At 66.8% G+C, this 20,046-nt stretch carries 19 protein-coding genes; 6 read left to right on the top strand and 13 right to left on the bottom strand.

From position 1 onward, the window contains the following. Positions 1 to 9 precede the first annotated feature (9 nt). A complete protein-coding gene (locus MY55_RS16700; protein ID WP_157889354.1) occupies positions 10 to 1,680 on the top strand; it encodes a M30 family zinc metallopeptidase in 1,671 nt (556 codons plus the stop codon). A 129-nt stretch (positions 1,681 to 1,809) separates the two neighbouring features. Here MY55_RS16700 and trpE read toward each other — a convergent pair whose 3' ends face one another. The 4 genes from trpE to rpe form a co-directional block, all read right to left on the bottom strand. Further along, complete coding sequence (trpE, locus tag MY55_RS16695) at positions 1,810 to 3,276, bottom strand: anthranilate synthase component I (RefSeq protein WP_043573399.1); 1,467 nt, start codon at positions 3,274 to 3,276, stop codon at positions 1,810 to 1,812. 116 nt (positions 3,277 to 3,392) lie between these two features. Beyond that, the gene (locus tag MY55_RS16690; RefSeq protein ID WP_043573401.1) at positions 3,393 to 4,076 is read right to left on the bottom strand and encodes a phosphoglycolate phosphatase; all 684 of its coding nucleotides are present in this window, start codon (positions 4,074 to 4,076) and stop codon (positions 3,393 to 3,395) included. A 56-nt stretch (positions 4,077 to 4,132) separates the two neighbouring features. After that, positions 4,133 to 4,885: an SDR family oxidoreductase gene (locus tag MY55_RS16685; protein ID WP_047236730.1), complete on the bottom strand. Its 753-nt coding sequence runs from the start codon at positions 4,883 to 4,885 to the stop codon at positions 4,133 to 4,135. Positions 4,886 to 4,931: 46 nt separating this feature from the next. Continuing rightward, complete coding sequence (rpe, locus tag MY55_RS16680) at positions 4,932 to 5,615, bottom strand: ribulose-phosphate 3-epimerase (RefSeq protein WP_047236729.1); 684 nt, start codon at positions 5,613 to 5,615, stop codon at positions 4,932 to 4,934. Positions 5,616 to 5,719: 104 nt separating this feature from the next. Here rpe and apaG point away from each other — a divergent pair, with 104 nt between their 5' ends. From apaG to MY55_RS16665, 3 genes are all read left to right on the top strand, one after another. Continuing rightward, positions 5,720 to 6,100 carry a Co2+/Mg2+ efflux protein ApaG gene (gene apaG, locus MY55_RS16675; RefSeq protein ID WP_043573408.1) on the top strand — a complete coding sequence of 127 codons (381 nt, stop codon included), beginning with the start codon at positions 5,720 to 5,722 and terminating at the stop codon, positions 6,098 to 6,100. A gap of 172 nt (positions 6,101 to 6,272) precedes the next feature. After that, complete coding sequence (locus MY55_RS16670) at positions 6,273 to 8,060, top strand: ABCB family ABC transporter ATP-binding protein/permease (protein ID WP_047236728.1); 1,788 nt, start codon at positions 6,273 to 6,275, stop codon at positions 8,058 to 8,060. A 46-nt stretch (positions 8,061 to 8,106) separates the two neighbouring features. After that, positions 8,107 to 8,856, top strand: a complete 750-nt coding sequence (locus tag MY55_RS16665) for a substrate-binding periplasmic protein (RefSeq protein ID WP_065202740.1) — start codon at positions 8,107 to 8,109, stop codon at positions 8,854 to 8,856. A 4-nt stretch (positions 8,857 to 8,860) separates the two neighbouring features. Here MY55_RS16665 and MY55_RS16660 read toward each other — a convergent pair whose 3' ends face one another. The 8 genes from MY55_RS16660 to rluD all read right to left on the bottom strand — a co-directional run bounded on the left by MY55_RS16660 (position 8,861) and on the right by rluD (position 14,719). Next, complete coding sequence (locus MY55_RS16660) at positions 8,861 to 9,259, bottom strand: VOC family protein (RefSeq protein ID WP_043573414.1); 399 nt, start codon at positions 9,257 to 9,259, stop codon at positions 8,861 to 8,863. A 53-nt stretch (positions 9,260 to 9,312) separates the two neighbouring features. Beyond that, entirely contained in the window at positions 9,313 to 9,720 is a 408-nt protein-coding gene (locus MY55_RS16655) for a hypothetical protein (RefSeq protein WP_043573417.1), read from the bottom strand. A 53-nt stretch (positions 9,721 to 9,773) separates the two neighbouring features. Then, on the bottom strand, positions 9,774 to 10,496 hold the full coding sequence (locus MY55_RS16650; RefSeq protein WP_065202739.1) for a metallophosphoesterase: 723 nt from the start codon (positions 10,494 to 10,496) through the stop codon (positions 9,774 to 9,776). Positions 10,497 to 10,514: 18 nt separating this feature from the next. Beyond that, on the bottom strand, positions 10,515 to 11,168 hold the full coding sequence (locus tag MY55_RS16645) for an HD domain-containing protein (protein WP_043573420.1): 654 nt from the start codon (positions 11,166 to 11,168) through the stop codon (positions 10,515 to 10,517). Positions 11,169 to 11,280: 112 nt separating this feature from the next. Continuing rightward, the gene (locus MY55_RS16640; RefSeq protein WP_065202738.1) at positions 11,281 to 12,153 is read right to left on the bottom strand and encodes a GNAT family N-acetyltransferase; all 873 of its coding nucleotides are present in this window, start codon (positions 12,151 to 12,153) and stop codon (positions 11,281 to 11,283) included. Next, the gene (locus MY55_RS16635) at positions 12,150 to 12,791 is read right to left on the bottom strand and encodes a type 1 glutamine amidotransferase family protein (RefSeq protein ID WP_230623337.1); all 642 of its coding nucleotides are present in this window, start codon (positions 12,789 to 12,791) and stop codon (positions 12,150 to 12,152) included. The genes MY55_RS16640 and MY55_RS16635 overlap by 4 nt, the downstream gene beginning before the upstream one ends. Before the next feature lie 103 nt (positions 12,792 to 12,894). After that, positions 12,895 to 13,632: a peptidoglycan editing factor PgeF gene (gene pgeF / locus MY55_RS16630; RefSeq protein WP_065202737.1), complete on the bottom strand. Its 738-nt coding sequence runs from the start codon at positions 13,630 to 13,632 to the stop codon at positions 12,895 to 12,897. After that, on the bottom strand, positions 13,622 to 14,719 hold the full coding sequence (gene rluD / locus MY55_RS16625) for a 23S rRNA pseudouridine(1911/1915/1917) synthase RluD (RefSeq protein WP_065202736.1): 1,098 nt from the start codon (positions 14,717 to 14,719) through the stop codon (positions 13,622 to 13,624). Before rluD ends, pgeF begins: the two co-directional genes overlap by 11 nt. Between rluD and MY55_RS16620 the strand changes: the two genes are divergently transcribed. After that, positions 14,718 to 15,509, top strand: coding sequence for an outer membrane protein assembly factor BamD (locus MY55_RS16620; RefSeq protein ID WP_043573431.1), 792 nt, complete (start codon positions 14,718 to 14,720; stop codon positions 15,507 to 15,509). The genes rluD and MY55_RS16620 overlap by 2 nt on opposite strands. A gap of 75 nt (positions 15,510 to 15,584) precedes the next feature. On the opposite strand, the gene MY55_RS16615 is transcribed toward MY55_RS16620, so the two are convergent. Next, positions 15,585 to 15,923 (bottom strand): P-II family nitrogen regulator, encoded by a 339-nt coding sequence (locus tag MY55_RS16615; RefSeq protein ID WP_043573434.1) that lies wholly within the window; start codon positions 15,921 to 15,923, stop codon positions 15,585 to 15,587. 146 nt (positions 15,924 to 16,069) lie between these two features. On the opposite strand from MY55_RS16615, the gene purL reads away from it, so the two are divergent. After that, positions 16,070 to 20,029, top strand: coding sequence for a phosphoribosylformylglycinamidine synthase (gene purL, locus MY55_RS16610; protein ID WP_043573437.1), 3,960 nt, complete (start codon positions 16,070 to 16,072; stop codon positions 20,027 to 20,029). Positions 20,030 to 20,046 lie beyond the last annotated feature (17 nt).

Raw genomic sequence — 20,046 nt, 5'->3', positions numbered from 1 at the left:
ATGAATGAAATGCTCAGACCTCTTTTGCTGACGGCCATGGTTGCCGGTTTGACGGCATGCGGCGGAGGAGGCGGAGGAGGTGGTTCGCCATCCGCCAATGATGGCGGCGGCGCGGTTGCGCATGGCGCCGCGCCGGAGGCGAAGTCGGGGGCGGAGGCGGGAGAGTTGGTCTGCAGCGGCAACCGTTGCCGCCTGGCGGATGGCGCCAACCAGGCGGTCGGCTCGATGTACCGTTTTTACAATGACAGCCATCTTGAACGTGAGCTGGTGGTATCGGGCCTGTCGCCGGCGATCTGGCACGCGGTCTCGACCAAGGTGAGCGGCGCCGGCGTGGCGGCCGGCGAGCTCAGCCTGCGTCAGGAAGAGAAGGACGCCGGGCCGCGCGAGCCGGACTATCAGGCGGAGCATGCCGAGCTGAGCGCGATTTACGCGCAGAAAGCGCCGGCGCAACGTCTGAAGCTGGGGCAGGGCGCCAGGCGGGAGGCGCCGGTCGCATATGCGCCGGGCGAGGAAAAGACATGGTTCGATTCCATCCATGAGAATGATGTCGCGACCACGCTCAGGACAAAGCGCGCGCTGCCGGGCGGCGCCTCGGTGCATGTCTGGACCGAGAACGGCGCCGGCGTCAGCGCCAGGCAGGCCGACTTCCTGGCCGAGCGTTTCGCGGGCAGCGTCTACCCGCTCGAGGTGTCGCTGCTGGGGCAGCCGTGGGGCGTGGTCGGCAATCCGGTGTTCGCCGGATTTACCATCCCGGCGGATACCCGCGACGTCCATATCGTGGTGACGCCGTTGCGCGCCCAGGGCAACGCCGCCGGGCTGATGGGTTATGTCTGGTCGGGCAACGCGCTGCGCAATTTGTGCACGGAAGACGCGAAACCATGCCAGAAATACCAGCGCAGCAACGCGGCGCTGGCGGTCTTCTTGTCATCCGAAGTGCTGGCGCGCAGCGCGGCGGGTGAGGAGTGGCATGAGCGCTCGCAAGGCGCGGGCGAGGCGCTTTCCACGCTGGCGCATGAGTTTTCCCACCTGTTTTACAGCTACAACAAGCGCTACAAACCGGCTGTCCCAGTCAAGGTGGAAACCTGGGAGGACGAAATGTTCGCCCAGTCGATCGCTTATCTGGTGCTGGCCGATACCTTCGGCGGCGGGCGCGGCGCCGGGCGGGACGCGCATCCGGACTTGCGGCCAAGAGCGGACTTCGAGCGGGCGCTCGATTTCGTCCCTTGCGACTTCTCTCGCTGGAATGGCGCGAGCAGCTGTTATCCCAAGGCGCTGGCTTTGGGCGCGCTGATGGTGCATCAATACGGCCATCAGTTGTTCCGGCCGTGGCTGGAAAGCCAGAATCCCGGCGCGCAGGCGGTCTCCGAGGGCTTGCGGGCCGCAGGCGGCGCCGGTTATGCGGACATGCTGGAGCGCTACGCCGGCACCATGCTGAGCGCCGGCGCGGCGAATGTCGCGGGGCGCTATGGTTATCCGGCCAAGCGGGTGGTGCTGCCGGGCAGTCCGCTGCTGCCGCAGGGCAGGGAAATCCAGCTGCCGGGCATTGCGCTGTCCGCCGACAAGCCGCTCATTCCCATGGATGGGCAATACGATACCAGCAAGCAGTTCTCTTATATCGGCAACGGCATCTGGACTTTGCGGGTGCCGGCAAACAGCTGGATCACGCTGACCAAGCGCTGAGCGCTCTGCGAGAATCGGCGCGTGGCGGATGCTCCCTCGGGGGCGTCCGCCATTTTTCATGGCGGTCCGAAAATGCAAACCGCCGGGCGGGGCCGGCGGCGTGGAGCGGGGCGGAGCGGAGGGCCGGATTCAGGCATCCAGCCCATCGGCCACCATTTGCGCGGCGCGCAGCACCGCGCGCGCCTTGTTCTGCGTTTCCAGCCATTCCGATTGCGGCACCGAGTCGGCCACCACCCCGGCGCCGGACTGCACGTAGAGCATGCCGTTTTTCAGCACCGCGGTGCGGATGGCGATGGCGAGGTCCATGTCGCCGTTGAAGCCCAGGTAGCCGACCGCGCCGCCGTAGACGCCGCGCTTGGTCGGTTCGAACTCGTCGATGATCTGCATCGCCCGCACCTTGGGGGCGCCGGACAGGGTACCGGCCGGGAAGGTGGCCTTGATCACGTCGATATTGCTGATCTTGCGGTCTACCTGGCCTTCGACGTTGGAGACGATGTGCATCACGTGCGAGTAGCGCTCGATGGCCATATTGTCGGTGATCTTGACCGTGCCGATGTCGGCGACGCGGCCGACGTCGTTGCGGCCCAGGTCCATCAGCATCACGTGCTCGGCGATTTCCTTGGGGTCGGCCAGCAGCTCGGCGGCCAGCGCCTCGTCCTGTTCGCGGCTCTGGCCGCGCGGGCGGGTGCCGGCGATCGGGCGCACGGTCACGGTTTCGCCCTCGCGGCGCACCAGGATTTCCGGCGAAGCGCCCACCACGTGGAAGTCGTCGAAATGGTAGAAGAACATGTACGGCGACGGATTGAGGTTGCGCAGCGCGCGGTACAAGGCGATGGGCGAGCCCTGGTAGGGCTGCTGCATGCGCTGGGCCAGCACCACCTGCATGATGTCGCCGTCGTGGATGTAGCGCTGGCTGGCGGCCACCGCGTCCATGAAGGCCTGCTCGCCGTATTCCGACACCGCCTCCGCGGCGGGGCCGGTGGGCAGCGACAGCGGAATGGCGAGCGGCTCGCGCAGTTTGGCGCGCAGCTGCGCCAGCCGCGCCTGGGCCTTGGGCAGCGCGTTGGGCACTTCCGGGTCGGCGTACACCACCAGGTGCAGCTTGCCGGACAGGTTGTCCACCACGGCGATTTCCTCGGACAGCATCAGCAGGATGTCCGGCGTGCCCACCGGGTCCGGTTTCTGGACGTCGGCCAGGCGGCGTTCGATATAGCGTATGGTGTCGTAGCCGAAGTAGCCGACGAGGCCGCCGGAGTAGCGCGGCAGGCCGGGCAGCTCGGGGATGCGGAAACGGCGCTGGAACGCTTCGATGAAGGCCAGCGGATCGCCGTCGTGGCGCTCTATCACCTTGTCGCCGCACTCCACCTGCACCCGCTGGCCGTTGACGCGCAGGCGGGTGTCGGCCGGCAGGCCGATGATGGAGTAGCGGCCGCGGCGCTCGCCGCCCACCACCGATTCCAGCAGGTAGCTGTACGGCTGGTTGGCCAGCTTCAGGTAGATGGACAGCGGGCTGTCTAGATCGGCCAGCAGCTCCTGGGTGACCGGGATGCGGTTGTAGCCTTCGGCGGCGAGTTGCTGGAAAGTCTGTGGCTGCATGGGTGTTCTTCCTTGGGTTCTGTCAGTTGGGGGCGGGGCGCCGGGAGCGGGTGCAGCGGCGCCATCGCCAGCTGGCGGGAGCGGGAAGAAAAGCCATGAGTCAGGGGTTTCCGGTTTTAGAGTGAGATGGAGCCGTCATTCTTCATCAAATCGTACAGCTCGGCAATGCTGGCCACGGTCAGGTCGGCGCCCAGCGAGGCGGCGTCGCCGTAGCCGTAGCCCACCGCGATGGCGGCGCAGCCGGCGGCGCGCGCGGCGGCCACGTCGTTGGCGGAGTCGCCCACCATCGCCATTTCCTTGGCTGAGATGCCCAGCACCTGGCAGGCGTGTTGCAGCGGCAAAGCGGATGGCTTCTTCTCCGGCAGGGTGTCGCCGCCCAGGACCAGGCTGAAGTGGTCGCGCAGCTCCAGTTGTTCCAGCAGCGGCACGGCCAGCCGCTCGGATTTGTTAGTGATGACCAGCAGCGGCAGCTTGAGGGCGCGCAACAGGCTTAGGCCGTCGCGCACGCCGGCGTAGACCGTGGTCTGGTCGGCCAGGTGTTCGCGGTAATGCTGGATGAAGAAGCGGTAGCCGCGCTCCCACAGCGGGCCGTCGGCCTCGGCGTGGCGCTCGTCGGTGATGGCGCGGTGGACCAGGCTGGCGATGCCGTCGCCGACATGGCTCTTGATGCGCTCCGGGTCCAGCGGCGGCAGGCCCAGATGAGCGCGCATGGCGTTGGCGGCATTGGCCAGATCGGGGATGGAGTCGATCAGGGTGCCGTCCAGATCGAAGGCGACGGCTTTGATGTGCTTGAGATTCATATATTGGCTTTTGAAGCCGCGGCCGGCGGGCCGCGGCGGAATTGAAGAATGCGGGCTTACAGCTCGCGGATGTCGACGACTGGCGCCTGGCCGAAGGCCGGCGACACCAGGTAGTCGACGATCTTGCGCGCGGCGTCGCCGGGGCTGCTCAGCGCGCCGTCGGCCTTGTAGGCGTCGAAGCGCGCTTTTTGCGGGAACTGGCCTTCGTCGCTGGCGCGGATATCGCCTTGCATGTCGGTGTCCACCACGCCCGGATACAGCGCGACGATCTGCGCCGGATTGGCCTTGCCTTCCTGCTCCACGGCGACGCTGCGGCTGAAGTGGTCGAGCGCGGCCTTGGTGGCGCAATACACGCTCCAGCCGGGGTAGGCCTTGGCGGCGGCGCCGGACGAGATGTTCAGAATGCGGCGGCGCGCCGGCAGATGGTCGGTGGCGGACAGCAGCGCGTCGCTAGCCAGGAGCGGAGCGGTGACGTTGATGGCGACGGCCTTGACCACCTCGTCGGCCGGATAGCGGCCGGCCTGGGCGATGGGCGTCACCACGCCGGCGTTGTTGATCAGCGTGACGGTCGCGCACTCAGACAGCGGCAGTTGCTGCAGCGCGGAGTGAATCGACGCCGACGCCTGGGCGGCGTCGGCCAAGTCGGCGTTGACGGCCAGCAGCCGCTCCGGGTGGCGGGCGGCCAGGCCTTCCAGCGCCGGACCGGCATGGCGGGCGACGCCGACGACGAAGTAGCCGTCGTTCAGCAGCGTTTCGCAGATGGCGTAGCCCAGGCCGCGCGAGGCGCCGGTGACGATGAATGCATGCATTGCTTGCTTTATCCCTTTGATGGATAGGAATGAAACGGCTGCGCGCTTATCCTTGCACGCGGGCCAGTTCGGCGCGCATGGCGTCTATGACCGCCTTGTAGTCCTTCTGGCCGTAAATGGCGGAGCCGGCCACGAAGGTGTCGGCGCCGGCGGCGGCCACCTGGGCGATATTGTCCACCTTGACGCCGCCGTCCACTTCCAGCCAGATCTCGCCGCCGCGCTTGGCGGTGTATTCGTCGATGCGCTGGCGCGCCAGACGGATTTTCTCCAGCGCGTGCGGAATGAAGGACTGGCCGCCAAAGCCAGGGTTCACCGACATGATCAGGATCATGTCCAGCTTGTCCATCACGTGGTCCAGACAGGACAGCGGCGTGGCCGGGTTGAGCACCAGGCCGGCCTTGCAGCCGGCTTCCTTGATCAGGCCCAGCGTGCGGTCGACGTGCTCGGAGCCTTCCGGGTGGAAGGTGATGATGTCGGCGCCGGCCTTGGCGAAGGCGGCCGCCAGCGCGTCCACCGGCTTCACCATCAGGTGCACGTCGATCGGCGCCTGGGTGTGCGGGCGGATGGCCTCGCAGAACATCGGACCCATGGTCAGGTTCGGCACGTAATGGTTGTCCATCACGTCGAAGTGGATGATGTCGGCGCCGGCGGCGACGACATCGCTGACTTCCTGGCCCAGGCGGGCGAAATCGGCGGACAGAATGCTGGGGGCGATACGGAAAGTGCGCATGGCGATTGCTCTGACATCGATAAACACGGATGCCGGGCATTCTACCGCGCCAAAAGGCCATTGGCGGGATAAAATGAAAACCATATCAATCAGGAGAAGCCGCAATGGCCGACAAGACCTACCTCATGGAAGTGATGGCGGAGCCGCATTACATCGACGAGCAATCTAATGTGGCCAACGACATCTACGTGTTCGGCTACCGCATCCGCATCGTCAACACCGGCAGCGAGCCGGCGCAGCTGGTCAGCCGCCACTGGATCATCACCGACGCCAACCAGCAGGTGCAGGAGGTGCGCGGCATGGGCGTGGTGGGCGAGCAGCCGCACCTGGACCCGGGCCAGGCTTTCGAGTACTCCAGCGCCACCCATCTGAAAACGCCGTACGGCAGCATGAAGGGCAGTTATCAGCTGGTGGCCGACGACGGCCAGCGCTTCGAGGCGGAAATCCCGGAAATGACGCTGGTAGCGCCGCGGGTGCTGCACTAGTCGCGTTTACAGGACGGGTCCTTGTCCTCGCGCGGCCAGGTCCACCAGACGATGAAGGAGGCGAGCGCTCCGGCGCCCAAAGCTTCCAGCAACAGAATCCACATGATGCCTGCCCCTTGTTGAGTGAGCCTTCTTCACTTTCGGACAGGATAGATCGACAGGCAAACCCTTTATGCGCATCAGTCATAGCGGCCCGGCCCCGGCCAATCGAAACGATTTGCAAACCATCAAGACGCTGTTGCCGTATCTGTGGAGTTTCAAGGGCCGGGTGATGCTGGCGCTTGGCTGCATGGTGCTGGCCAAGGTGGCGGCGGTGACGGTGCCGCTCTACCTGAAGGACATTGTCGACCAGCTGTCGCTGCCGGCCACGCTGCTGGCGGTTCCGGTGCTGGCGCTGACCGGCTACGGCGTGGCGCGGCTGCTGTCCGGCGTGCTGGGGGAGTTGCGCGACGCGGTTTTCGCCCGGGTGATCCAGGGCGCGGTGCGCAGCGTGGCGCGCAATGTGTTCCGCCATCTGTTCAGGCTGTCGCTGCGCTTCCATCTGGAGCGCCACACCGGCGGCATGAGCCGCGACATCGAGCGCGGCACCAAGGGCATAGGCTTCCTGCTCAATTTCACCGTGTTCAACATCCTGCCGACGCTGCTGGAGATCGGCATGGTGACGGCGATCTTGTTCCACCGCTACGCCTGGGAATTCGCGGCGGTGACGCTGGGCACCATCGGGCTCTACATCGCCTTCACATTGCTGGTGACCGAGTGGCGCACCGTCTACCGCCGCACCATGAACGATCTGGATTCCAAGGCCAATTCCAAGGCGATAGACGCGCTGCTCAATTACGAAACGGTCAAGTACTTCAACAACGAGGAGTATGAGTCCAAGCGCTACGACCGCAATCTGGAAGCCTGGGAAGCGTCGGCGATCAAGAACCAGGTGTCGCTGTCGTTGCTGAACGCCGGCCAGGCGGCCATCATCGCCATCGGCGTCACGCTGGTGATGGTGCTGGCCGCGCGCGACGTGGTGGCGCACCGGATGACGGTGGGCGACGTGGTGCTGGTGGCGACGTTCATCACGCAGCTGTACGCGCCGCTGAACTTCCTGGGCTTCGTCTACCGCGAGATCAAGCATTCGCTGGCCGACATCGAGCGGATGTTCAAGCTGCTGGACGTCAATCTGGAAGTGGCCGACGCGCCGGGAGCGAAAACGCTGGATACCCGCAGCGCCGCCATCCGCTTCGAACGGGTGGGCTTCGCCTACGAGAGCAAGCGCCAGATCCTGCACGATGTGGACTTCGCCATCCCGGCCGGCCAGACGCTGGCGGTGGTGGGAGCCAGCGGCGCCGGCAAATCGACGCTGTCGCGCATCCTGTTCCGCTTTTACGACGTCAACGCCGGCGCGGTGCGCATCAACGGCGCGGACATCCGCGAGCTGAGCCAGGACTCGCTGCGCGCCCACATCGGCATCGTGCCGCAGGACACGGTGCTGTTCAACGACACCATCTACTACAACATCGCCTACGGCAAGGCCGGCGCCAGCCGCGAGGAGGTGATTGAGGCGGCGCGCTCCGCGCATATCCACGATTTCGTCGCCAGCCTGCCCGACGGCTACGACACCCTGGTGGGCGAGCGCGGCCTGAAGCTGTCCGGCGGCGAGAAGCAGCGCGTCGCCATCGCCCGCACCATTCTGAAAAACCCGCCGATCCTGATTTTCGACGAAGCCACCAGCGCGCTGGATTCCCGCACCGAGAAAGCCATCCAGCACGAGTTGGCGGAAATCGCGGCCAACCGCACCACGCTGATCATCGCCCACCGGCTGTCCACTGTGGTCGACGCCGACCGCATCCTGGTGCTGGACGCCGGCCGGGTGGTGGAGCAGGGCAGCCACCGCGAACTGCTGGCCCTGGGCGGCCGCTACGCGGAAATGTGGCAGCTGCAGCAGGAGAGCGAGGCGGTGGAAGGCTAGCCGGCGGAGCGCCGCGCATGATCGTTTACTCGACCGGGGAAGCCGCATGTTAGCCAGGCTGCTGTTTCTGCTGCCCGCGATGCTGTGCGCGCTTGGCGCCCGGGCGGATGAGCTGACGATGTGCTACGACAAGTACCCGCCGTACGCGCTGGGCGAGTTCGACACTGTGGCCGGCGGCGGCATCAAGGTGCGCCTGCTGCAGGAGATAGGCCGGCAGCTGGGCCTGGCGGTGACGGTGAAGATCATGCCCTGGAAGCGCTGCCTGACCGAGGCCAAGGAGGGTCGGGTGGACGGCATCCTGCCGCTGTACAAAACGCCGGAGCGCGAGCAGTACATGGAGTTTTCCGCGCCGGTGATGCGGCAGTACAACTGCTTCCTGTACAAGAAGAGCGCATTCCGCGGCGCGGTGGACTGGCGGGATTACGACAGGCTGAAAACGCACCGGCTGGGCATGGAGATAGGCTCGGTGGTCGACAAGGACATGGAGGCCGCCTTCATGACGGCGCACCCGATAGAGCGGGCCCGGGATTCGGTCACCCTGATCAAGATGATCGAGTCCGGCCGCATCGACCTGGCGACCATCGATTCGAATGTCGGCAAATATCTGGTCAACCAACAGGGCGTGGCGGATGCGATCGGCGTGTCCGACGTGCCGATCGGCGAGTTGAGCTACGCCGCCTTCGGCTTTTCCCGGGCGGCCGGCGCCGATCACTGGGCGCCGGAGTTCAACCGCGTGATCGAGCAGATGCGCGCGTCCGGGCTGCTGGAGAAAATCGTCTCCAGCGAAGTCAAATAGCGGCTTATACCGGGCTTTTGGCGTTTTGCAGCACGGTGCGGTAGCCGTCGTGGTCGGCGAAGGTGACGCCGCGCGCGTCCCAGTACGGGTTGGCGGACGGCACGGCTCGGAAGCCGGCGGCGCGCATGCAGGCGCACAGCGCCTCCCATTCGGCCTTGTCCGGCAGGTAGAGCACCAGCAAATCTTCCACGCCGGGGGCGGGGCTGACCGGATGCCGATGGCTGACGATGAATTCCAGATGATAGCCGGCGTCGGGCAGCCCCAGCAGCACGCCGTCGAAGCCGTCGTGGCCGGCGAAGCTGCCCAATAGCTGCAGACCCAGGCCTTCGCAATACATGGCCTTGCTGGCGGCGAGATTGCTGACCGGGCGGGCGACGCGCAGATGGGGAATGCGGTTGTACATGATGGCGACCTATGGCGTGGCGGTGCAGCCATCATGCCATGCGGATGGCTGCCTCAGCCAGCTTTGCCGGCGGCTTTGATCCGGCGCATTTCGGTTTCCACCTGTTCGCCCAGCCGCAGGGCCTGCAGCAGCTCGTCCGCCTGCGGCAGTCCGGCGAAGACGAGTTCTGGGTCTAGCGCGGCCAGCGCGCGGCGGGCGCAGGCGCAGACGTCGGCGGCGGCGGTGAAGTCGGCCGCTCCCATCACCTTGCCGTTGCGGATGCGGCGGTAGTAGGCGCGGGTGGAGTTCAGGTATTGGCTGGCCTGCTGGTTGCCGTCCAGGCGGCCGTCGGCGGCCAGGGCTTCCAGCAGCGCGACGAGGCGGCGGCAGGCGTCTTCGGCCTGGCCGTGGCGTTGCTCCTGAACGCGGCGGTCCAGTTGGCCCGCCTTGGGGGCGGCGGATTTCTTCTTGTGCTCGGCCATATGGCCTCCTGGTATGCTGGCCGCGCATTCTAGCCGCAGGCGGCGGCGGGCGTCTAATGCAGCTGGAACTGCGCCATGTGTTCGAAGCTGGCCGGCAACGAGACTTCGACGAAGTCGCTGACGCAGAACAGCGTCAGCTTGCCGCCGTAGACCGCGCCGGTGTCCAGGTGCATCACGTTGTCGTACAGGATGGCGTTTTCCTGCGGCGTGTGCCCCACCAGCAGCAGGTCCAGACCATGGACGGCGCCGCCGCCCCCGTTTCGTACCCGCTCGCGCGACCACAGCAGCGCCTCGTAGTCCTGGTCGCGGGGATTGTCGGCTTCCAGCCTGGCGCGCAGCGACGGCCAGTCGTTGTCGGGGCAGTCGGCGTGTACCACGCCCATTTTGCCGCCTTCCACGTCGATTTCCAGCGCCAGCGGCAGGCCGGCGAATGCGGCGAGGCAGGCGTCGCGCTCGGAATGGCTCAGCTCGGTCAGCCAGCGGCCGCCGTTGCGCAGGTGGCGCTCCAGGTCTTCCAGCGGATTGCGCATCGCGTCCAGCGCCATCTGTTCGTGATTGCCGCGCACCGCGTGAAACCACGGCTGCGTCAGCCACTCCACCGCCATCCGGCTTTCCGGCCCCCGGTCCACCATGTCGCCGACCGACAGCAGGCGGTCGCAGGCCGGATTGAAGGCGATGATTTTCAACAGCCGGCCCAGTTGGCTGAAGCAGCCATGCAGATCCCCCACCACCCAGTCGCGGCCTGCGGTGTTGCGCGGCAGCTTGCGGATCATCATGGCGGGGGCGCCTTCGGCCTAGCGGGCCATCCAGTCCTGGCAGAACTCGTCGCGGAAGGCGAGCAGCCATTGCAGCTTGCGCTCGGCGATGCCGCGGCCGGCTTCGGTCTGCATCATCGCCGGCAATTTGGCCAGCTTCACCGCGATATGGTCCAGCGCCCAGGCCTGGTCGTCGGTGCCGCGCTGTTCGGCCAGCGGGTCCAGCGGGTGGGCCAGCGCGCGGCCCATGCGGCCGGAAACGTAGAACATCCGCGCCAGGCCGACCGGGCCCAGCGCGTCCATGCGGTCGGCGTCCTGCACGATCTTGGCTTCCAGCGTGCGCGGCGGGATGGCGGCGGAGTAGCTATGGGCCTCGATGGCGTGCGCCAGGTTGTCCAGCTGCTCGGCCGACAGCGCGTCGTCGGCCAGCAGCTGGCGGGCGCGCTCGGCGGACCAGTGCGATGCCAGCTGGCGCTGCGGGTGGTTTTTCGGCAGATTGACCAGGTCGTGCAGGTAACAGCCGGCCATCACCACCCGCGCATCGGCTTCGGGATGGTGGGCCAGCAACTGGCGCGCCACCGCCCATACCCGGTGCAGGTGGCTGAGGTCGTGGGCGCCGTCGTCGTCGGGCGGTTGCTGCTCGAGCAGCGTGATCAGGCGGTTCTGCCAGTCGGTTTGTTGTTGTGGAGTCATCGGGCTGGCCTTGGATTCTGCGCCGGGCCGCGAGTAAGCGGACGGCCTGGCTGGTTGTGTCGCGTGAATGGCGCCGGCTGCGGACGCGCCGCCGCCGACACTTTCTATTTTATCACCGCGCGGAGCGAATGCCGGCCTCGGCTGCGGCCGGTTTCAGCATTTCCCATTGCGACAGCCGGTAGGCGGCCTGGTGCCGAAGCAGCAGGCTGAGCAGGGCCAGGTCGCGGCGGTCGACGTTGTTGAATGCCAGCCGGCCGCCCGGCGTCAGCAGCTGTCCCGCGCGCAGCAGTTGGCTGGCGATGCCGCGGCGGCGGTGGGCCGGGTCCACCATCAGCTCCAGCGCTTCGCCGTCGGCCGACAGCAGCAGCGAGCCCAGCGCCGCGCCGCCGGCGTCTACCGTCAACCAGCGCGGGGCGGGCGTGGCGCGCCGCAGCGAGTCCCGGCGGTTCGGCACCGCCGGCGGATAGGCCAGCCAGTCAGCGCTTGGCCAGCGCGCCGGCGTGTAGCCATGATGGACCGTGACGGGCCAATGGCGCCGGCTGTCGATGGGCACCTGCAGCAGGTAGCAGTCAAGCTGGCGCAGCGGCTGGAAGCCCAGCTGGGCGTAGGCCAGCTGCGCGTGCTGATTGCCGTCTATCACTTCCAGCCTTTGCTGGTGGATGCCGCGCCTGGCCAGCAGGCGCGCCACCCGGGCCGCCATCGCGGAAAGCGCCCCCTGGCGGCGGGCGGCGGGCACCACGCCGGCAGCGATGCAATAACCTTCCATTCCGTCGTCAATCGGCGGCGTCGCGCATAGCCAGAAGCCGGCCAGCCGGCCGTCTATCCAGGCGCCGGCGCTCAGCTCGGGCACCCAGCCGCGCCGGCGCAGCATGGCGCTGAACGATTCCAGGCTGGGTTGCGCCGGCACCAGGTAGTCGCTGAACGCCTCCAGGAAGCAGGGATGGAGGTCGGCGGGGGACAGCCTGGCGAGCGGGATGGTTTTCATTCGGGAACGGGCTCGGACGCCGCGGCGATGGCGGACATGGCCCTGTCGACGAAGCCGGCTTCCTCGCCGACCGGGGCGACATAGGACAAAACCTCGCGCGCGCGCGCCTCGCCGGCCAGACGCAGCAGAACCCAGCCGGCCAGATACTGCGAAGCCATGCAGCCGCCTGCGGTGGCGATGTTGCCGACGGCGCGGAAGGCGCGGGGCGCGACGGTGATGCCCAACTGCTCCAGCATCGGCCGGGTCAGGCCATCGGTGCAGGCGACGCCGTCGGCCAGCAGGCCCAGCCGATGCAGCACCAGCGCGCCCGAGCATTGCGATCCTATCAGCTGGCGGGCGGGATCCAGCCGCAGCTGGCTCATGATGGCATCGTCCGCCGCCCAGTCGCGGGTGCGCCAGCCGCTGCCTATCAGCACCGCGTCGGCGCTGCCGGCATAGGACAGGTCCGCCTGGCGTTCCAGGCGCGTGCCGCTGCGGGACTGCACGACGGGAATGGGCGAGCAGATGCGCACGTTCCAACCATGCGGGGACATGCGGCCAAGGATGCCCGCAGCGATCAGCGAGTCGAGCTCATTGAAACTGTCCAGCGTGACGATGGCGATGTCCATGGCGGCAAGGGGCTGTGGTGAAAACAACATGATGTTCGCGTGGCGCGCGCGGGTCAATCGCGCCGCGCGGCGTTTGCGGAAGGGGAGTTGTGGCGGGTTGGGACGCCCCGCCGGGCGGCGGGGGCGAAAGGGCTCAGTCCTGCAGCCAGATCAGCGAGGCCATGCGGCCGGTGACGCGGTCGCGGCGGTAGGAGAAGAAACGCTCGCGGTCGATCACGGTGCAGAAATCGCCGCCGTACACCCGCTCGACGCCCGCGGCTTGCAGACGCTGGCGCGCCAGCGCGTAGATGTCGGCCAGGTATTTGCCTTCGCCGATGTCGATGAAGGCCGAGGCCGCCGCCGGATCGCGGGCGAGGAAGGCCTGGCGCACTTCCGCGCCCACTTCGAAGGCGTCCGGGCCGATGGCGGGCCCCAGCCAGGCCATCAGTCCGGCAGGCGGCAGAGCCATCGCGGCGACAGTGGCCTCGATCACGCCGTCGCACAGCCCGCGCCAGCCGGCATGGGCCGCCGCCACCGCGCGGCCGGCGTCGTCGCACAGCAACACTGGCAGGCAGTCGGCAGTCATCACCGCGCAGACGACGCCCGGCGCGCGGGCGAAGCTGGCGTCGGCGTCCGGGGCGGCGCCGCGGAGGGCGGCGGCGTCAGCCACCGCGACGCCGTGCACCTGGTTCAGCCAGGCCGGTTCGGCCGGCAATTCGTCACGCAGCCGCGCACGGTTGGCGGCCACCGCGTCCGGCGCGTCGCCGACATGCGCGCCCAGGTTGAGGCTGGCGTACGGCGGCTGGCTGACGCCGCCCTGGCGGGTGGTGGCCAGGGTGCGGACCCTGGCCGGAGCCGGCCAGTCGGCGGCAAGCCAGGTTTCAGCGGGCATAGATCACCTCGATGTCGCCGTCGTCATCGTCGTCGTCATCCCAGTCTTCGTCGTCCTGCTCGTCGGCGTGGGCGAAAGCCTCTTCGTCCGGCAGCGCGCCGTCGCCGCGCAGCAGGTCGAGCAGGCGGCGGAAGTCGTCCGGCAGCGGCGCTTTCCAGCTGCGCAGCTCGCCGGAGGCCGGGTGGACCAGGGCCAGCGCGTAGGCGTGCAGCGCCTGGCGGCCCAGCGCCTTCACCGCGGCGGCGGTGTCTTCATCCATCTTGTGGCGCAGGTTGCCGTACACCGGGTCGCCGGACAGCGGGTGGCCGGCTTCGCGCATGTGGACGCGGATCTGGTGAGTGCGGCCGGTTTCCAGCTTGCATTCCACGTAGGAGTGGCTGGCGAAGCGCTCCAGCACCCGCAGATGGGTGATGGCGGGCTTGCCGCCGAATTTCAGCACCGCCATCTTCAGCCGGTTGTGCGGATCGCGGCCGATGTTGGCGTCTATGGTGCCGTCGAACGGCACCACGCCGTCGGCGATGGCGCGATAGACGCGCTTGACGCTGCGCGCCTGCATCTGGCGCACCAGATCGGTCTGGGCCGGCACGGTCTTGGCCACCACCATCAGGCCGGAGGTGTCCTTGTCGAGGCGGTGCACGATGCCGGCGCGCGGCACGCCGGCCAGCGACGGGCAGTGATGCAGCAGGCCGTTGAGCAGGGTGCCGCTCCAGTTGCCGGACGCCGGATGCACCACCAGGCCGGCGGGCTTGTTGATCACCAGGATGTGGTCGTCCTCGAAGACGATGGGCAGGTCCATGGCTTCCGGCTGGAAGGCCATTTCCTCATGCGTGGGCTGCAGCGAAACTTCCAGTTTCTCGCCGCCCAGCATCTTGGTCTTGGGCGCTACCACCTGGCCGTCCACCTTGACTTGGCCGTCCTTGATCCACTGGGTCAGCCGGCTGCGCGAGAAATCGGGCAGCAGTTTGGCCAGCGCGGCGTCCAGTCTTTCGCCGCCCAGCGACAGCGGAATTTCGAGATGTTGCGTGGCGGATATCTCGTTTTCCGAGATGTCGCTATAATCGTCCGGGTCAATGTAAGGATCAGTCATGAAAAGATACGTTGTTGCAGCAATGTTGGTGATGGGGCTTGCCGGATGTGCAACCACGGAAACCTACGACGAAACGCGCGGCTGGACCGTGGAGAAGCTGTATTCGGAAGCTCACGACGAGTTGAACAGCGGCAATTATACCCGCGCTGTCAAGCTCTACGAAACGCTTGAGTCGCGCTTCCCTTACGGACGCTATGCGCAGCAGGCGCAAATGGACCTGGCCTACACCCATTACAAGGATGGAGAGCCGGAACAGGCCATCGCCGCGGCCGACCGTTTCATCAAGCTGCACCCGACCCACCCCAATCTGGATTACATCTATTATCTGAAGGGTTTGGTGTATTTCAATGACGATTCCGGCCTGCTCGCCAAATGGGCCGGCCAGGACATGAGCGAGCGCGACCCGCGCGCGGCGCGCGAAGCTTTCGCCGCGTTCCGCGAATTGACCACCCGCTTTCCCAATAGCACCTATACCGCCGACGCCAGCGCCAAGATGATCAAGCTGGTGGACGCGCTGGGCGGCAACGAGATGCACGTGGCGCGCTACTACATGAAGCGCGGCGCCTACCTGGCCGCCGCCAACCGCGCGCAGGGCGTGGTGAAGGATTACGCCAACACCAAGTATCCGGAAGAGGCGCTGGCCATCATGGTGGCCGCCTACGACAAGCTGCAGCTGCCGCAGCTGCGCGACGACGCCCGCCGCGTGCTGGCGCTCAACTATCCGAAGAGCCAGTACCTGGCCAAGCCGTGGACGGTCGAGGAAATGCCGTGGTGGAAGCTGTGGAAGTAAGCGCGGGCTGATCGCCGCGCGCGAAAAAAGCCGCTCCCGCGCCGGGGCGGCTTTTTCTTTGGCCGTGGCCGGCGCTCAGATCGCCTGTTCGTTGGTTTCGCCGGTGCGGATGCGCACCACTTGCTCCACCGCGGTGACGAAGATCTTGCCGTCGCCTATCTTGCCGGTGCGGGCGGTGGCGACGATGGTTTCGATCGCGCGCTCCACCAGATCGTCCGGCAGGATGACTTCTATCTTTACCTTGGGCAGGAAATCCACCACGTATTCGGCGCCGCGGTACAGCTCGGTGTGGCCTTTCTGGCGGCCGAAGCCTTTGACTTCGGAAACGGTGAGGCCGTTGATGCCGATCTCGGACAACGCCTCGCGCACCTCGTCCAGCTTGAACGGCTTGATGACGGCTTCGACCTTTTTCATTGCGGAATGCTCCTGATAGAACGGATGACGAGGGGGTAAATCGCAAAAATTGCCAATATGCGCCCGGAAACTCCGGCACCGCCTTAAATGCAGCGATGTTTTGCTGTATTATGACGCCCTTTCCTGGTACTTGTCGCGGGTGTCTAATGTCTTACATTACCAAGCTGCGCGGTGGCGTTGCCCTGTCACCGTTTCGTCTCGAAAAACTGCAGGCGGCAGCTGCCGATGCCGGTTTGAAGGATCTGGTCCTGATGGCCGAGTATTGGCATTTTGCGGAAAGCGACAGCGAGCTGACGCTGGAAGAGGTGGGCGTGCTGGGCCAATTGCTCAGCTACGGCGAGCCGCCGCTCAGCGCCGAGCCGGAAGGCGAACTGTTCCTGGTGACGCCGCGCATCGGCACCTTGTCGCCGTGGGCGTCCAAGGCCACCGACATCGCCCGGCACTGCGGATTGCCAAGAATCCGCAGGATCGAACGCGGCACGGCTTTCCGAATCAAGTCCGCCGATAAATCTTTAAGTAAAGAGGCTCGCCACATTCTGGCGGGCCTCTTGCACGATAGGATGACCGAAACGGTGCTGGCCTCGTTCGACGAGGTGGAGAAACTGTTCGTCCATATCGACCCGCAGCCGATGGACCGCGTCGACGTGCTGGCCGGCGGCCGCGAGGCGCTGGCGGCCGCCAACGCCAAGCTGGGCCTCGCGTTGTCCGAAGACGAAGTCGACTACTTGGTGGAAAACTTCGTCAAGCTGGGACGCAATCCCAGCGACGTCGAACTGATGATGTTCGCGCAGGCCAACTCCGAGCACTGCCGCCACAAGATCTTCAACGCGCAATTCGTCATCGACGGCGTCGAGCAGGGCAAGTCGCTGTTCCGCATGATCCGCGATACCCACGACGCCCATCCGCAAGGCACGCTGGTGGCCTACAAGGACAATGCCTCGGTGATAGAGGGCGCTTTCATCGAGCGCTTCTACCCGCAGCCCGGCAGCCACCGCTACGGATACAACAGCGAGCCCACCGACATCCTGATGAAGGTGGAGACGCATAACCACCCGACCGCCATTTCGCCTTTCGCCGGCGCCTCCACCGGCAACGGCGGCGAGATCCGCGACGAAGGCGCCACCGGTCGCGGTTCGCGTCCCAAGGCCGGCCTCACCGGCTTCTCGGTGTCCAACCTGAACATCCCGGGCTTCAAGCAGCCGTGGGAGCAATACCGCGACGGCCAGGCCGAGTACGGCAAGCCGGGCCGCATCGCCTCGGCGCTGCAGATCATGCTGGAAGGTCCGATAGGCGGCGCGGCGTTCAACAACGAGTTCGGCCGTCCCAACCTCACCGGCTACTTCCGCACCTTCGAAGAGGAAGTGCACGGCGAGATGCGCGGCTACCACAAGCCCATCATGCTGGCGGGCGGCCTGGGCAACATCCAGCAGCAGCAGATCCACAAGAACGAAATCCCGGAAGGCGCGCTGCTGATCCAACTGGGCGGCCCCGGCCTGCTGATCGGCCTGGGGGGCGGCGCCGCCTCGTCGATGGACACCGGGGCCAACAGCGAAAACCTGGACTTCGACTCGGTGCAGCGCGGCAACCCGGAAATCGAGCGCCGCTGCCAGGAAGTCATCGACCGCTGCTGGCAGCTGGGCGAAGCCAACCCCATCGTCTCCATCCATGACGTCGGCGCCGGCGGGCTGTCCAACGCCTTCCCGGAGCTGGTCAACGACGCCGGCCGCGGCGCGGTCTTCCATCTGCGCAAGGTGCACCTGGAAGAAAAGGGCATGACGCCGATGCAGATCTGGTCCAACGAGGCGCAGGAGCGCTACGTGATGGCGGTGCTGCCGCAGGACCTGGAGCGCTTCAGCGCGCTGTGCGAGCGCGAGCGCTGCCCGTTCGCGGTGCTGGGCACGGCCACCGACGACGGCCATCTGCAGGTGCGCGACGACCATTTCGACAACAACCCGGTGGACATGCCGCTGGAAGTGCTGCTGGGCAAGCCGCCGCGCATGACCCGCGATGTGAAGACGGTGGAGCCTGACTACCAGGTGTTCGACGCGTCCAAATACCCGCTGCGCGAAACCGCCTACCGCGTGCTGCGCCACCCCACCGTGGCCGACAAGTCCTTCCTGATCACCATCGGCGACCGCAGCGTCGGCGGCATGACGGCGCGCGACCAGATGGTGGGCCGCTGGCAGGTGCCGGTGGCCGACGTGGCCGTCACCACCATGGGCTTCAACACCTATCGCGGCGAAGCGATGGCGATGGGCGAGCGCACCCCGGCCGCGCTGTTCAGCGCGCCGGCCTCCGGCCGCATGGCGATAGGCGAGGCGCTGACCAATATCGCCGCCGCCTTCGTCGGCCACCTGGGCAACGTCAAGCTGTCCGCCAACTGGATGGCGCCGGCGGGCCACCCCGGCGAGGACGTGCGCCTATACCGCACGGTGGAGGCGGTGTCCGAGCTGAGCCAGAGCCTGGGCGTCAGCATTCCGGTGGGCAAGGACTCGCTGTCGATGAAGACGGTTTGGCAGGATGGCGGCGAGCAGAAGGCCGTCACCGCGCCGATGTCGGTGGTGATTTCCGCTTTCTCGCCGGTCGAGGATGTGCGCAAGACCGTCACCCCGGTGCTGCAGGACGTCAAGGACAGCGACCTGATCCTGATCGACCTGGGCTACGGCCGCTGCCGCCTGGGCGGCTCGATCTACGGCCAGGTGTGGAAGGACATGAAGGGCCGCTCGCCCGATGTGGAAAGTCCGCAACAGCTGGCCGCCTTCTTCAACACCGTGCAGTCGCTGCTGCGCGACGACAAGCTCCTGGCTTACCACGACCGCTCCGACGGCGGCCTGTTCGCCACGCTGGCGGAAATGATGTTCGCCAGCCATGTCGGCATCAGCGTCGATCTGCAGGAGCTGGTGATCGAGCGCCAGAATACCCAGCGCATCATCGACGACTACGTGCAGCCATCGCTGGAGGCCGCCACCCACGGCCGCATCATGCGCGTGCTGTTCAACGAGGAACTGGGCGCGGTGCTGCAGGTGCGCAAGGGCGACACCCCGGAAGTGATCTCGCGCTTCATGAAGGCCGGCATCGGCCGCGAGCTGTTCGTGCTGGGCCGCGTCAACGGCTACGACCGGCTGGTGATCAAGCACAAGGGCAAGGACCTGTTCAGCGAAAGCCGCAGCGAGCTGTTCTGCGCCTGGTCGGAAACCAGCGCCCGCATGCAGCGCCTGCGCGACAATCCGGCCTGCGCCGACAGCGAGCAGCTGCTGCGCAGCCACGCCAAGCCGCGCGGCTTGTTCGCCCAGCTGAGCTTCGACGTGCATGGCGATCCGTCGGCGCCGTTCATCGCCGCCGGCGCGCGGCCGCGCATGGCCGTCCTGCGCGAGCAGGGCGTCAACGGCCAGCTGGAGATGGCGGCGGCGTTCGACCGCGCCGGCTTCGAGGCGGTGGACGTGCACATGAGCGACATCATCGCCGGCCGCGTCTCGCTGGCCGACTTCAAGGGCCTGGCCGCCTGCGGCGGCTTCAGCTACGGCGACGTGCTGGGCGCCGGCGAAGGCTGGGCGAAGAGCATCCTGTTCAATCCGCGCGCCCGCGAACAGTTCGAGGCCTTCTTCGGCCGCGAGGATACCTTTGCGCTGGGCGTGTGCAACGGCTGCCAGATGATGTCCAACCTGTCGTCCATCATCCCGGGCGCCGAGTATTGGCCGAAGTTCCGCCGCAACGCGTCGGAGCAGTTCGAGGCGCGCTTCGCGATGGTGGAAGTCACCGCTTCGCCGTCGATCTTCCTCGCAGACATGGTGGGCAGCCGTCTGCCGGTGGTGGTGAGCCACGGCGAAGGCCGCGCGGTGTTCGCGCCGGGCAGCCAGGAGCAGGCGCTGACCGCGCTGCGCTACATCGACTTCGACGGTCGCGCCACCGAAACGTATCCGCTCAACCCCAACGGCTCGCCGGCGGGCATCACCGGCGTCACCACGCCGGATGGCCGCTTCACCATCATGATGCCGCACCCGGAGCGGGTGTTCCGCACCGTGCAGAACAGCTGGCATCCGGCGGATTGGGGCGAAAACGGCGCCTGGTTCCGCATGTTCGCCTCGGCGCGCCGCTGGGTGGGCTGATCGGGGCGCGCTTGCGC

The sequence above is a fragment of the Chromobacterium subtsugae genome, from assembly GCF_001676875.1.
GTDB lineage: Bacteria > Pseudomonadota > Gammaproteobacteria > Burkholderiales > Chromobacteriaceae > Chromobacterium > Chromobacterium subtsugae.
This window is presented reverse-complemented; position numbering and strand designations above follow the sequence as displayed.